We start from the raw sequence: 12589 nt of genomic DNA on the forward strand, positions 1-12589 counted from the left end.
GAAAACCGGATTCCACTTTTCCTGGAAATGCTTTAACCGGAAAGGTAAAAATCGGCGGGCCGCAGATGCCCATCCCACACTGCGGCACAGCCCTAAGCGCTGGACAGGAACGCTCGACCCGATGCTCTCCCTTTGGGGCGGCACCCTATACCGGGGATACTGTCACGCCGCTGTCATGCCTGTAAAAATCCGGGATTTTTCAGAGGGTTTTACATCTTGCCGATTGGAAAATGACGGCCAAAGTCCCGCCGCAGACGCTCCAGCACGTCGAGCAGCAATTCCCTTAAGGGACGCGCCGAATCGAGGCGCAGGACCGGGGTTTGGCGCCGCGAAAGCCAGGCCTCGTGCGAGGCGCGGCTGCGATGTTCCAGCCCTGCCCGGTCATAGGCCTCCGCCCAGGCCAGGAAAGCCTGGCTCGCCTCGAACATGTCGCCACCGGGCTGGATGCGCGGGCCAAAGCGCTCCGCCTCGCGGCGGCGGATGCGGGCCATGCGGATAGCGGGATCGAGCCACAGGAACACGATGAGATCGTAAAACGGCTCGACCGGCTCGGCCCAGTTGAGCGCCGAGCCTGAAAACACCCAATCCCCCTCGACAGGCAGCCTCTCCGCCAACCGCTCCCGGCGCTCGGCCAGCGGGCGCGGCGTGCGATAGGGTGGATCGGTGGGCAGCCAGAAAATTTCGTCGCTATCGATATGCGCGATGCCAAGCTGTCGCGCCAGATGATGGCCCAGCGTGCTGGTGCCCGACCCGGAAGCGCCCATGACATGAATGCGCGGCATTGCTGCTCCATTTGCAGATCAGCCGCGATTTTGCACAACTACCGGCGTTTTTCTACCCGTTTCCATGGGTTTTGAGTACTTCCACGGCCTTTCAAACGCGATTGTCATCCGGATCGAGAAAATGCAGCAGGGCAGCGACATCGCCCTCCTCTTCCGGCGGCGTTTCCGCAAGGTCGGGAGCGGCGGGCGCGGCCTGATCCTCGGCCTCCTGCAAATGCCCGGCTTCCAACTCCCAGATGGCGGAGGCGAGCAGGCGGGCAGGTTCGGCGCCTTCTGCCTCCTGCGGTTCGGGCGTCTCCATGTCCTGGCTATTGTCTGGGCGCGGACGGTTGCGGCGGAAGGCAAAACGCCCTTCCCGCTCGCCGGGTTTCAACGCTGGGGCCGTCTCGGCCGGTCTTACGGAAGCAAGGATACGCGTACTCGCAGTCTCGGAAATGAGCATGACGCACCTCCGTTTGCGAAAGCCGCCTTCGGCGCCTGATGATCGGGCATGGGCGGCGGACACGCATGTTTTACACGCGCTGGCTTTCCCCAGGCTTTATGATCGCAGACGCTTTCCTCGGCGCGGCATGATCAACGAAGCGTAAAAGCCTTTGAAACTCCCGCTCCAAATCCAGGAAAAATTCGAAAATCTGCGCGAAATATGAGCAAACGCCCGAGATGTAGTCAGTTTTGAATATTATAATTAATGTATTTTAAGGAGATTGCTGCAAACACTACCCCCTGAATTGAGGGGGCATTCCCCTCGGTTCATCGGGACCGATGGGAGTTGGGTATCCGGTCGTTTTTGAAAACACAGAACTGTTCACACCCAAGGATTCGGAATGACCATCAAGGTAAAGCTGCTGTCGGCGCTTGGCGCCCTCGGCCTGGCGATTATCGCCCTCGTGACATTTTCCTTCAACGCCGTGTGGACGCTCTCCGAGCGCACCCGCACCATTGTCGATGACCGGGTGGTGCCGCTCAGCCAGTTGAAGACCATAGGCGATCTTTATGCCGTCAACATTGTCGATACCGCCCACAAGGTGCGGGGCGGCAGCCTGAGCTTTGACGAAGGGGCGCGCAACATCGCCTCGGCGCTGTCGGAGATCGACCGGCAATGGAAAGCCTATACCTCGACCTTCCTGACCCCGGAAGAACAGAAACTCGCCGATAATTTCGCCCGCGAACGCAAGACCGCCGATGGCGAGGTTGCCGAATTGCAGGCCATCATGGCCGCAAAGGACATGGGGCGGCTGGTGCCCTTTGCGGAGAAGCGGCTTTACCCTGCCATCGATCCGCTGGGCAATGATATTTCCGCTCTGATTGCACTGCAGCTCAGAGTTGCAAATTCGGAATATGAGGGCGCAAAGGCCGACAAGGACATGCTGGTGACGTTGATGGGCGTGATTGCGGTGGTGAGCCTTGGCATTCTTGCGGCCTCCGTCGTCACCGTTCTGTCCGGCGTGATCAAGCCGCTTCACCTGATGAGCGAGGCAATGCGGTCGCTGGCTGGCGGCAAGCTGGATGTGGCGATCTATGGCGAAAACCGCCGCGATGAAATGGGCAGGATGGCCGCCTCAGTCGCCGTCTTCCGTGACAATGGCCGGGAACGTCTGCGGCTTACCGCCGAGGCCGAAGCCAACCGCGAAAGCCAGGAAGCGGCCCGCCGCGCCCGCGAGGCACAGGCCGAAAAAGAGGCCGGCGAAATCCGCCACGCGGTGGAAACGCTGGCCAGCGGCCTGGACAATCTGGCGCTGGGCAATCTCACCTGGCGGATCGAGGGCCGGTTTGCCCCGCATCTCGACAAGCTGCGCGAGGATTTCAACGGCGCGATGGACAGGCTGGAACAGGTGCTGGTGGAAGTGAACCGCAATGCCGCCGCCATTGCCGCCGGGTCTTCGCAGATGCAGGCAGGCGCCGATGATCTGGCGCGCCGCAGCGAACGGCAGGCGGCCTCGCTGGAGGAAAGCGCCTCAGCCCTGCACGAGATTTCCACGGCGGTGGAAACCTCCACCGAAAATGCGCGGGAAGCCGGAGCCCTGGCCTCCGCCGCTCGCAACAGCGCCGAACGCTCGGCGCATGTGGTGGAACGCGCCATTGCTGCCGTAACCGACATCGAACGCTCTTCCGGACAAATTTCCAACATCATCGGCGTTATCGACGAAATTGCCTTCCAGACCAATCTTCTGGCCTTGAATGCGGGTGTCGAGGCGGCGCGGGCCGGAGAAGCGGGCAAGGGCTTTGCCGTGGTGGCGCAGGAAGTGCGCGAACTTGCCCAGCGTTCCGCCAATGCCGCCAAGGAAATCAAGGCGCTGATCCAGACCTCCGGCCAGCAGGTGCGCAGCGGCGTGGAACTGGTGAGCGCGGCCGGTCAGGCACTGGAAGAGATTGCCCGGCAGGTGGTGGCCGTCAATGGCAAGGTGGAGGCTATCGTCACCTCCTCGGCCGAACAGGCCAATGGACTGAAGGAAATCTCCGACGCCGTGAACATCATGGATCAGGACACCCAGCAGAACGCCGCCATGGTGGAAGAAACCAATGCCGCCAGCCACAGCCTGGCGGTGGAAGCGGAAAAACTGTTTGCGCTGATTGCCCAGTTCCGGCTGAAAGAGAGCAGCACGGGCGCTGGCAATAGCTGGAAAAAGGCCGCCTGATCGCGATCGGGGCGGTGTGAAGCCGCCCCGGCCTGCACCAAAACAGGCCTTGGTTGCGCCTGCATACACCCGCCTTCGCCGCAGAGGCGCCGATTTGTAAAGAAGGGTTAACTCCACTCGTTCATCCGGCGCTAAAGAATTCCGTATATTAGGTGAAGTTGAAGAGCGCCGGAGGGGCATTCCGGTTTGTGCAGGGTTCAACGGGGATACACGCATGGGTGTTGCAACAGTTACGTCTTCGAAGCAGGTATGGGATGCGCTTGTTGGCGGTTCGAAATGGACTGATTCGACGATAACCTATTCCTTCACCTCCTCGGCCAGCGATTACGGCTCGAGCTACAGCAGCCTGAACGAGCAGAACAACGGCTATGCCAGCCTGAACGCCACGCAGAAAGCGGTGGTGCAGACGGTGTTTGCCGAGGTGTCGTCCTTTACCAATCTGAGCTTCTCGGAAAATACCGGCTCGGACGTTTCCTCCGCCACGATGAAGTTCGGCAAGACGCTGGCGACATCCACGGCGCATGCCTACTATCCCGGCAATTACGAGGCCGCGGGCGACAGCTGGTTCCGCAATAACGGCACCTATGACAATCCGGTCATGGGCAACTATGCTTACAATGAAGGCTTTTACCACGAGATCGGCCATGCGCTGGGGCTGGCGCACGGGCATGAAGTGCGCAAGGGCTTTCTGAAGCTCAACGCCAAATATGACAGCAACGAATATACGGTGATGACCTATCGCGACTATGTCGGCGATTCCACCACCGATGGCAGCGAAAACGAGACCTGGGGCAATGCCCAGTCCTATATGATGTACGACATCGCGGCGCTGCAATATCTCTACGGCGCCAACTATTCCGACACCGGCGAAACCTTCAGCGGCGACACCGTTTACACTTTCTCGGACACCACCGGGGAAATGTTCATCAATGGCGATGGCGTCGGCACGCCGGGTGGCAACCGGATTTTCCGCACCATCTGGGATGGCAACGGCACCGATACCTACGATCTTTCCAACTACACCACCGACCTGAAGATCGATCTTCGTCCCGGCGAATGGTCCACCTTCAGCCAGGACCAGCTGGCCGATCTGGACGGCGGCAGCCGCTCCACCAATCTGGCACGCGGCAACGTGGCCAATGCGCTGCTCTACAACAACGACGTCCGCTCGCTGATCGAAAATGCCGTGGGCGGTTCCGGCAATGATACGATTACCGGCAACCAGGGCAATAACGAGCTTTGGGGCGGCACCGGCAATGACAAGATCTATGGCGGGCTGGGCAATGACACGCTGCATGGCGGCGACGGCAACGACATGCTCTATGGCGATGCCGGCAACGATACGCTCTATGGCGATGCCGGCAGCGACACGCTGAATGGCGGCGTTGGCAATGACAGTCTGAACGGCGGCGCCGGTGATGACAGCTTCACCATCGAAGTGGGCGTGGACACCTATGACGGTGGCGATGGCAACGACACCTTCTCCTTTGCTGCCGCCACCAAGGCGCTGACGCTGAACCTGACGGACGCCACCCTCAACAAGAACGATGCGGCGGGTGAAACCTACGCCAATATCGAAACCTTCATTGGCACGCGTCTGGCTGACACCATGACCGGCGACGACAATGCCAATATTTTCGACGGCGGCGCGGGCAACGATATTCTGACCACTGGCGGCGGCAATGACCGGCTGATCGGCGGCGCGGGCAACGACACGCTGACCGGCGGCGACGGCAGCGATACACTGATCGGCGGCGCAGGCATGGACAAGCTCTATGGCGGTGCCGGGACGGACATCTTTGTTTTCAACCTGATGTCCGACAGCACCAGCACGGCGCGCGATTTCATCTATGATTTCTCTCTCAGTGAGGGTGATCTCATCGATCTTTCGGCCATCGACGCCAATACCAAGGTGCTGGCCGATCAGGCCTTCACCTGGGTTTCCACCACTGCCTTCTCCGGCGTCGCCTCCGAGCTTCGCGTGGAGTATGGGGCAAGCTTCACCACTGTCAGCGGCGACCTGAACGGCGACAAGAAGCTGGATTTTGCCTTCAACCTCAACAAGGGCTTCGTGCTGACGGCGGACAGTTTCATCCTCTGATCCGCTAGGGTGTGTGGGTATTCAGCTTTGGGCGGGCTGCAAACGGCAATTTCCTGTGCTTCCGGTGCTCATGTACTCAAGTACACTCCGCTCCGGTTCTCGAAAATCACCGTTTTCGCCTCACCCAAAACTGAATCCCCACACACCCTAAAGCACGTTGCGGCTTCTCAGCCTCATGCAACGTGCTTTACGTTCTTGGTTTAACGCATGTCGTTATCGCAAAACCGCTGCACACTTTTGTGCGACATGCTCTAAGCACTGTCCAGCTTGAGAGACCCGTCGGAAACGACGGGTCTTTGCATTTTCTGCCCCCTCCACACGCTGGGGCTCATGCCGGTGACGCGCAGGAATTCGCGGTTGAAGTTGGATTTGGTCATAAAACCGGAATCGAGCGCGATGCGGGTGACCGGCGCATCGCTGGTGGCCAGCAGGCGGCAGGCGTCCTCCACCCGGTAGGTGTTGACATAGTGCGACACGCTCATGCCATGCACGCGGTTGACGGCATTGGACACGGCCCTCACCGGCAGACCAAGGCGGCGGGCAAGCCGGGTGAGGTTGAGATCGGCATCCCGGTAGAGCTGTTTTTCCCGCATCAGCACTTCCAGCGCCTCGGCAATGCGGGTCTCTTCTTCTGTTGCGGAACGCTCAGTGAGCGGTTGCGGCGGCGTTTCCGAGGCGGGCTCTTCCTGCGGCGTGGCCTCCACCAGCGAGGCGGCATAGCCCAGCGCCAGCAGCACGGCGGTGCTGAAGGCGGTGATGACGGCAGGCGCATGGCTGCCGGTGCCGAAGGCGAAATCGAGGCTGATGAGAATATCGCTGATGGCGGAGGCAATCAGCGTCAGCCCCGTCCATTGCAGGGCGCGGAACGACCGCAGCGCTCCATCCAGCCGCGAGGCGCTGAGCCCATCCGGCCCCAGCCGCGCCAGCCACAGCAAGGCGGCGCCATAGCCGGCAAAGGTGAGGATCAGCACCGCATCGATGGGTCCCGTCTCCAGAATGTTGAGCACCAGCACAAGAAGAGGCGGCAGCGCGTGCACAAGGCGGGAGAAGCGGCGGCGCGGCAGCAAGGTTAAGCGGGGCGGCGCGGCTGCAAGGCTGGAAAAGGCGAGATAGGCAAGCGGTGGAATGACCGAGGCCATGACGGCCATGGGCCGCATGACAGCGGTGACGCCATAGCCCCAGCGCAGGCCAACCAATACCAATTGCCCCACCATGACAGCCAGCAGGACCAGAAAGGGCAGCGCGGGCCTGCCCTCCTCTTCCCGCCGCAACAGGCGCAGGAGAAAGGTGGCGAGCAGGAAGGCGGCAAAAAACGAAACGGGCAGGAAGAGCATGGGAATTGAAACGGCGGCTTGATCTTGAACAGAGCGCCATCATGACCTGAAACGCCATTTGCCGCGACCTGAAACAGGATCAAGGTCGCGCTGGCTGCGTTTTTTTTAAAGGTTGAGGGCGTGATCAACACCCTTGGAGCACTTCCATGAAAAAGCGTCATATTCTTCTGGCGGGTCTGGCCGCCATCATTGCCCTTGCCGCCGTGGACAGGGCGGTTGCCTTTCGCAGCAGCGCCATGCCACTTGGCGGCGCGGTCGATCTTTCCGGCATTACCGGGATTCGGGTAACCGGTCAGGCGAGCAGGATCAGCCTGACGACCCGAGCCGACGCGCCGCTGACGGCCCAGCTTTCCGAACGGCGCGAGGGCTGGGGCAGCATCTGGCGGTCTGCCTGGACGGGCGAAACTTGTGCAGCCGGGGTCGGCATGCGCCGCGAGGGCGGCGACCTTGTGGTGGAGATGGGCGACCACTCCCGGCTGTTCGACTGGTCGGACTGCACGCTGGAACTGACCGCCAACCTTGCCCCTGAGGCGGCGGTTGCCATTCACCAGCAGGCGGCGGAAGTGGCGCTGGCGGGGGATTTTTCCACGGCTGACATTCAGGCCAATGCCGGTGACGTGACGGTGAATGGACATGTTTCCCACCTGTCGCTGTCCGGTGCGGCACTCAGGGCAGCAGCGAGCTTTGCCACCATTCGCCATGATGAAACCATTGCGCTTGCGGGCAAGATGATGGACGTGACCTTGCGCTTCCTGACGCCGACGCCGATCAGCTATGCGGTGGCAACCACCGCCTCTTTCATCGACAGCCGTCTGCCCAACACGCCGGGCGCCAAACCGGCGATTACCATCAAGGGCGAAATGGTGCGGGCGCGTATCGAGTGAGAATGTTCTAGGGTCAAAACTCAATCAGGATGGGTGTTCTGCAAGGCGTATTTTGTGTCTGAGTAGGAGGAAAGGTGCAGGAAATGCCGGTCATTTTCAAACCTTTCCGACGCCCGCAGACGCAAAATACGCCTTGCCCGAAGGGTTGAACGGGATGGGCCGCCTGATTGCGAACAATGCTCGACAAGGCCTTAGGGCCTTGCCTTGCGCTTGTTCGCGGCCATTCAATCCCATCCCGTTCAACAGAACACCCATCCTGATTGAGTTTTGACCCTAGTTTTGCACCAGCAATTCCATGGCCGCCAGATCCAGCCAGCGGCCGAACTTGATGCCCACTTCGCGGTGAATGCCGACGAGGCGGAAGCCCAGGCTTTCATGCAGGCGGATCGAGGCCGTATTGCCGGCCTCGATGGCGGCAATCATCACATGCACCTTGCCTTCGTGCGCCCGGGCGATCAGCGCCTGCATCAGCGCCTTGCCGATGCCGCCGCCGCGCTGGTCCTTTTCGACATAGACGGAATGCTCCACCGTGTGGCGATAACCATCGAAGGCGCGCCATTCGCCATAGGAGGCATAGCCCGCCACCACGCCATCACGCTCTGCTACCAGCACCGGAAAGCCCTTGGCGCGGCGCAGTTCCAGCCAGACGCGGCGGTTTTCGACATCGATCAGCACCTCGTTCCAGATGGCGGTGGTGTGCTCGACGGCGTGATTATAGATATCGCGAATGGCGGGAAGATCGGCCTCGCTGGCGTCACGAATGATGAGGGAAGAGGTCATGGGGCTTTCCGGAAAGGCGTTGCTCTTCCGGTGTAAGCCTCTGGACGTAAAAGGCAAAGCGATTTTAGCCGATCACGAACCCAAAGCGGTGAGAACCGCAGAATAATGCACGGCGGCGGCGGCCACCACGAAACCGTGCCAGATGGCGTTCTGGAAGCGCAGCTTTTCCCACACATGGAAGATGACGCCCGCCGAATAAAGCACGCCGCCGACCACGATGAGGATCATGGAAATGGAGGGCAGGCGCTCGGCAATCGGCCCGGCGGCGATGACGCCGCTCCAGCCCATGGCGAGGTAAAGCAGGATGCACAGCCGGTCATAGCGGCCCGGAAAGCGCCATTTCAGCGTAATTCCGGCGGCGGCGATCAGCCAGATGGCGATGAGAAGCGCCAGAAGGCCCCAGTCATCGGCTCCGCGCTCCAGAAAGGGCGTGTAGGTGGCTGCGATCAGCACGAAAATCGCGGAGTGATCGAGGCGGCGCAGATAGGCCTTGGTGCGCGAGCGCGGCCACATATTGTAGGTAAAGGAACAGCCGAGCGCCAGCACCAGCCCCAGACCGTAAATCCAGGCGGCGGCAATCTCGCCATAGCTGGTAAAGACGGTGGCATAGAAGATCAGCGCTGTTACCCCGATCAGCGCGAAAACCACGCCGACGCCGTGGACGATGCCATCGGCCACAAGTTCGTGCACGTCATAAATGCGCCCGAAACGGAATTCTTCGCTCATTCCAGCCCTGCCTTTCCCCGATACCGGCCCTGCCTTCCGGTTTGTTTGCTCTGTCTCTGTCACATGCCAGCGCAATCCGGCCATTTCGCGACTGCAGCAAGAGTAACAGGAAAAACCCCGAACGCCCTCGGGATTTTTCTCAGATTGACGAGGAGTTTACCGCAACGGGGTAAAGGGAGTGCAACAGAGACCTCGGCAAATTGCGTGAATCTGTTTCACTCAGATCGAAAAGCGCTCTCCCTCTTAATTTTACGCCTTTCCAAACGGAAAACTGGTTCCCACTTTTCTCAGCACAATGCTCTAAAGCACGTTGCGGCTTATCAGCCTTATGCAACGTGCTTTACGTTTTTGTTTTACGCATGCCGTTATCGCAAAACCGCTGCACACTTTTGCGCGACATGCTCTAACTTCATCCTTTTCCCGGGCCGAAAGGAATTTCAGTGAGCACATCCTTTCTCCGCATTGCATTGGCGCAGGTCATGCACACCTGCGATCCTGATCGTGTTTGTGCCGCCGCAGCGGCGAAAGCTGCGGAAATTGTCGTATTCCCTGAAATGTTTTCAAACGGCTACAGTCGGTTCGCGCCCGAATCGAAAGCATCTCGGCAGGCATGGACCGAAGAAGCCGTCTCCATGGACGGAGCCTATCTCGACAGATTTCGAAAGGCCGCGCGTGATCATGGGCTGGCAGTTGTCGCCACTTTTCTGGAACAAGGGTGCCCCAAACCCTTTAACTCGGCGGTTCTGATCAATCAGGGGGGAGATATCATTCTCCACCAGAGAAAGCGGCATATCTGCTTCTTCGACATACCCGAAGAAGCCTGTGCGCCGGGTGACAGTTCGCATGTCGTTAAACTGGCGACCAGTGCGGGCGATATCGCAATTGGCATCATGATTTGCATGGACAGGGAGTTTCCAGACGCAGGCTCCGATCTCGTGAAAGGCGGCGCTGACATTATCCTTGTACCAAATAGCAGTCCCTTGATCGAAGACCCGAGTGTGGGTGACGTGCGTGTCGCAGGGGTACGTGCCTTGGCATTTCAGTCCGCAACGGCCATTGCCGTCGCCAATTATCCGCAGCCGAAGGACGATGGGCACTCTTTCGCCGTTAATGCATTGGGAAAAGTGATCGGCATGGCAAGCACGAAGGATGAGATTTTCACCGTTGATATCGATATCGATGAATTAAGACGGATTCAAACACAGGAATGGTTCAGGCGGGTGCGTTAGAGCGCTTTTCGGTTCCGCAAGATCCCGACACCGACAAAATCGAGCCAGGAATGCATAAAATATCAGGCGTTATTTTATTTATTCTTGCTTTCGCTGGCTGGTTGAATCACCTGTATATCTGCTTTACCCAACAGCTATGGGGCGCTTTGCTTCTTGGCAGTTTTTTTGCCCCCATTGGTGCCGTGCACGGACTTGGGGTTTGGCTGCTCTCTTTGTGGGATTTGCTAGCGAGCCTTAAACAATGACAATGTCAGCATAGGATGCTCGCTTGCCCTCACCTCACCTCACCTCACCTCTCCTTCATCCCACCCGGCGCGCAGAGCTGGCAGAAAGGCGTGGCGGGGAGAAGCGTGAGGCGTTCGGGCGAGATAGGCTCCTCGCAGGCGGTGCAGAAGCCGTAAGTGCCGTGGGCGATGCGCTCCAGGGCGGCATCGATGGCTTTCAACTCCGCCTCGCCGGCCTGGCCGAGACCTTCCAGAACCTCGTCATTTTCCGCTTCAACCGCACGTTCCTCGCTATCGGGGCTGCGGGCGGTGGTGAGATCGGCGGCGATACGGCCGAGCCTTCGGTCCAGTTCGGCCTTGCGGGTCAGAAGAGCTTGCTTGTAGCCGGTGGTGTCCATGGTGTTTTTCCTGAGCTTCTCACAGCCTATCTTGAAACCAGAACCGAGCATTGGGCGTGGCGGACGACGCGGTCGGCGGTGGCGCCGATGAGGTAGTTGGAAAAATCCGGCACATGCGAGGCGATAATGATGAGATCGGCCTGATGATCGCGGGCGCTTTCCAGGATTTCATGGGCGGGCGCGCCCAGCCGCAATTCCTGTTTCACCGGCACCGTTGCCTGTTCGGCCAGGCCCGCCAGCGCCTTGCGGGCCTGGGCAATGGCTTCCTCATTGAGTTCATAGGGAATTTCGATGGTGAGATAGGCCGGGATTTTTTCCACCACCGTCAGCAGCACCACTTCCCCGCCCGCATCCAGCAGGCTCAGCGCCTGGGTCAGGCTTTTGCGGCCCTTCTCCATCTGACCGATATCCACGGGCACGATGATCTTGCGGAACATGGCAACCTCCTCGCTTGTGTTTCCATGCCGCCATCTTCCCGCCAAGGCTGCGTATATGCCTTGATCCTGATCAAGGGGGTGCAAGACGCGCTTGTTCGTAATCATCGAACAGTTCATCATTGTACTGCACTCTTTATTGAACAGTGATGGAAGGTTATATGAGGGTCATCTGCTGAAGGAGCCCCGCCATGTCACGCCAGCCGAGTTTTGCCCTGACCCGCCCCTCGCATGTAGGCGAGGCGCATCTTGTGGTGCGCGATCTCGATCTCGTTGCAGGCTTTTACACCGCGATAATGGGGCTTTCCGTGCTGGAAAAGGCGGCAAGCGGCGCAGTGCTGGGGGCGGCTGGCGTGCCGTTGCTGAAATTGACGACGCGCGGCGACGTGACGCGCGCGCCACGGCAGGCAGCCGGGCTGTTTCACACGGCGTTTCTCATGCCGGATCGCGCCGCCCTTGCCGACTGGCTGGCGCATGCGGCCCATGCCGGGGTGCAGTTGGATGGGGCTTCCGACCATCTCGTCAGCGAGGCGATCTATCTTTCCGATCCAGAAGGCAATGGCATCGAAATCTACCGCGACCGCGACCCTTCCGAATGGCATTATTTTCCGGATGGCACGGTGGAAATGCAGACCCTGCCGCTCAATCTTCAGGCGCTCTATGACAGTGCGGCAAAAACCCGCTGGGGCGGCATGCCGGAAGGTTCGAGCATCGGCCATATCCACCTGCAGGTGGGCAATGTGCCGGAGGCCGACCGCTTTTATGAGGGCGTGCTGGGGCTGAAGAAGATGGCGAGCTATCCCGGCGCGAGTTTCTATGCCACCGGCGATTATCACCACCACGTCGCCGCCAATATCTGGAACAGCCGTGGGGCTGGCCCTCGTCAGGCCGCCATGACCGGCCTTTCCGATTATTCGCTTCGCTTCAACGACGAGGCCACACTGACCAAGGCGCTCACCGCGCTGGACGGCCTGGAGATTGCCGTGGAAAAGACCGCCGAAGGCCACCGGCTGAACGACCCCTGGGGGATCGGCCTGACGCTGAAGGCGGCGTGAAACGAG

General features: G+C 59.9%; 13 protein-coding genes. 6 read left to right on the forward strand and 7 right to left on the reverse strand.

Annotated features, from left to right (window positions below):
* Positions 1–209: 209 nt before the first annotated feature.
* Both QO005_RS03295 and QO005_RS03300 read right to left on the reverse strand, forming a co-directional pair.
* Positions 210–782 (reverse strand): P-loop NTPase family protein, encoded by a 573-nt coding sequence (locus QO005_RS03295; protein WP_307156515.1) that lies wholly within the window; start codon positions 780–782, stop codon positions 210–212.
* A 91-nt stretch (positions 783–873) separates the two neighbouring features.
* Entirely contained in the window at positions 874–1224 is a 351-nt protein-coding gene (locus QO005_RS03300) for a hypothetical protein (RefSeq protein ID WP_307156516.1), read from the reverse strand.
* A gap of 382 nt (positions 1225–1606) precedes the next feature.
* On the opposite strand from QO005_RS03300, the gene QO005_RS03305 reads away from it, so the two are divergent.
* Complete coding sequence (locus QO005_RS03305; protein WP_307156517.1) at positions 1607–3418, forward strand: methyl-accepting chemotaxis protein; 1812 nt, start codon at positions 1607–1609, stop codon at positions 3416–3418.
* A 214-nt stretch (positions 3419–3632) separates the two neighbouring features.
* The gene (locus tag QO005_RS03310; protein ID WP_307156518.1) at positions 3633–5519 is read left to right on the forward strand and encodes a M10 family metallopeptidase C-terminal domain-containing protein; all 1887 of its coding nucleotides are present in this window, start codon (positions 3633–3635) and stop codon (positions 5517–5519) included.
* Positions 5520–5770: 251 nt separating this feature from the next.
* Here the strand turns inward: QO005_RS03310 and QO005_RS03315 are convergent, their stop codons facing one another.
* On the reverse strand, positions 5771–6853 hold the full coding sequence (locus QO005_RS03315; RefSeq protein ID WP_307156519.1) for a helix-turn-helix domain-containing protein: 1083 nt from the start codon (positions 6851–6853) through the stop codon (positions 5771–5773).
* 146 nt (positions 6854–6999) lie between these two features.
* Here QO005_RS03315 and QO005_RS03320 point away from each other — a divergent pair, with 146 nt between their 5' ends.
* Positions 7000–7737, forward strand: coding sequence for a hypothetical protein (locus tag QO005_RS03320; protein WP_307156520.1), 738 nt, complete (start codon positions 7000–7002; stop codon positions 7735–7737).
* 273 nt (positions 7738–8010) lie between these two features.
* Here QO005_RS03320 and QO005_RS03325 read toward each other — a convergent pair whose 3' ends face one another.
* Together QO005_RS03325 and trhA are read right to left on the reverse strand one after the other, a co-directional pair.
* Complete coding sequence (locus QO005_RS03325) at positions 8011–8517, reverse strand: GNAT family N-acetyltransferase (RefSeq protein ID WP_307156521.1); 507 nt, start codon at positions 8515–8517, stop codon at positions 8011–8013.
* A 72-nt stretch (positions 8518–8589) separates the two neighbouring features.
* The gene (gene trhA / locus QO005_RS03330) at positions 8590–9243 is read right to left on the reverse strand and encodes a PAQR family membrane homeostasis protein TrhA (protein ID WP_307156522.1); all 654 of its coding nucleotides are present in this window, start codon (positions 9241–9243) and stop codon (positions 8590–8592) included.
* Between the two features lie 440 nt (positions 9244–9683).
* Here trhA and QO005_RS03335 point away from each other — a divergent pair, with 440 nt between their 5' ends.
* Both QO005_RS03335 and QO005_RS03340 read left to right on the forward strand, forming a co-directional pair.
* A complete protein-coding gene (locus QO005_RS03335) occupies positions 9684–10472 on the forward strand; it encodes a carbon-nitrogen hydrolase family protein (protein WP_307156523.1) in 789 nt (262 codons plus the stop codon).
* Positions 10451–10717: a hypothetical protein gene (locus QO005_RS03340; RefSeq protein WP_307156524.1), complete on the forward strand. Its 267-nt coding sequence runs from the start codon at positions 10451–10453 to the stop codon at positions 10715–10717. Before QO005_RS03335 ends, QO005_RS03340 begins: the two co-directional genes overlap by 22 nt.
* Positions 10718–10761: 44 nt before the next feature.
* On the opposite strand, the gene QO005_RS03345 is transcribed toward QO005_RS03340, so the two are convergent.
* Together QO005_RS03345 and QO005_RS03350 are read right to left on the reverse strand one after the other, a co-directional pair.
* On the reverse strand, positions 10762–11094 hold the full coding sequence (locus QO005_RS03345; protein ID WP_307156525.1) for a TraR/DksA family transcriptional regulator: 333 nt from the start codon (positions 11092–11094) through the stop codon (positions 10762–10764).
* A 26-nt stretch (positions 11095–11120) separates the two neighbouring features.
* Positions 11121–11531, reverse strand: coding sequence for a universal stress protein (locus tag QO005_RS03350; protein ID WP_307156526.1), 411 nt, complete (start codon positions 11529–11531; stop codon positions 11121–11123).
* A gap of 188 nt (positions 11532–11719) precedes the next feature.
* Here QO005_RS03350 and QO005_RS03355 point away from each other — a divergent pair, with 188 nt between their 5' ends.
* Positions 11720–12583, forward strand: a complete 864-nt coding sequence (locus tag QO005_RS03355) for a VOC family protein (RefSeq protein ID WP_307156527.1) — start codon at positions 11720–11722, stop codon at positions 12581–12583.
* Positions 12584–12589: the final 6 nt, after the last annotated feature.

The organism is Allorhizobium paknamense (assembly GCF_030815125.1).
Lineage (GTDB): Bacteria > Pseudomonadota > Alphaproteobacteria > Rhizobiales > Rhizobiaceae > Allorhizobium > Allorhizobium paknamense.

Coding starts and splice junctions, on each gene's coding strand:
- QO005_RS03295 (WP_307156515.1), bottom strand. CDS start 782: ATGCCGCGCATTCATGTCATGGGCGCTTCCGGGTCGGGCACCAGCACG.
- QO005_RS03300 (WP_307156516.1), bottom strand. CDS start 1,224: ATGCTCATTTCCGAGACTGCGAGTACGCGTATCCTTGCTTCCGTAAGA.
- QO005_RS03305 (WP_307156517.1), top strand. CDS start 1,607: ATGACCATCAAGGTAAAGCTGCTGTCGGCGCTTGGCGCCCTCGGCCTG.
- QO005_RS03310 (WP_307156518.1), top strand. CDS start 3,633: ATGGGTGTTGCAACAGTTACGTCTTCGAAGCAGGTATGGGATGCGCTT.
- QO005_RS03315 (WP_307156519.1), bottom strand. CDS start 6,853: ATGCTCTTCCTGCCCGTTTCGTTTTTTGCCGCCTTCCTGCTCGCCACC.
- QO005_RS03320 (WP_307156520.1), top strand. CDS start 7,000: ATGAAAAAGCGTCATATTCTTCTGGCGGGTCTGGCCGCCATCATTGCC.
- QO005_RS03325 (WP_307156521.1), bottom strand. CDS start 8,517: ATGACCTCTTCCCTCATCATTCGTGACGCCAGCGAGGCCGATCTTCCC.
- trhA (WP_307156522.1), bottom strand. CDS start 9,243: ATGAGCGAAGAATTCCGTTTCGGGCGCATTTATGACGTGCACGAACTT.
- QO005_RS03340 (WP_307156524.1), top strand. CDS start 10,451: ATGGTTCAGGCGGGTGCGTTAGAGCGCTTTTCGGTTCCGCAAGATCCC.
- QO005_RS03345 (WP_307156525.1), bottom strand. CDS start 11,094: ATGGACACCACCGGCTACAAGCAAGCTCTTCTGACCCGCAAGGCCGAA.
- QO005_RS03350 (WP_307156526.1), bottom strand. CDS start 11,531: ATGTTCCGCAAGATCATCGTGCCCGTGGATATCGGTCAGATGGAGAAG.
- QO005_RS03355 (WP_307156527.1), top strand. CDS start 11,720: ATGTCACGCCAGCCGAGTTTTGCCCTGACCCGCCCCTCGCATGTAGGC.